This window comes from Nocardioides oceani (assembly GCF_030412965.1).
In the GTDB taxonomy this organism is placed as follows: domain Bacteria; phylum Actinomycetota; class Actinomycetes; order Propionibacteriales; family Nocardioidaceae; genus Nocardioides; species Nocardioides oceani.
Map to the genome: position 1 here is coordinate 1 of NZ_JAUHJQ010000190.1, position 274 is coordinate 274.

Genomic DNA, 274 nt, shown 5'->3' on the forward strand with positions numbered 1-274 from the left:
CCTGAATGGATCATAAGCCCATCAACGAACTTCATGGACTTGGCTCTCTGACCTCTAAGCTTTCCAGACACAACAACCTCGCACCCTTTGGCTCCGCATTCCATGATGTACCTGAGGACACCATAGCACGCCCTCCTGACAGCCAAACCACCGCTCAATTTGAACCTCACAGATTCAGCTTGGGCGATGGCACACAATCCTCTGTTGGCTACCTTTTCACCATATAGCACTACAGAATATTCTGGGAAATTAAACCTCTTTTGCACTACAGAGG

At 48.5% G+C, this 274-nt stretch carries 1 protein-coding gene; it reads right to left on the reverse strand.

The features are described 5' to 3' along the window. On the reverse strand, positions 1-274 hold a 274-nt coding region (locus QWY28_RS23775), incomplete at both ends, for a hypothetical protein (RefSeq protein ID WP_300955372.1).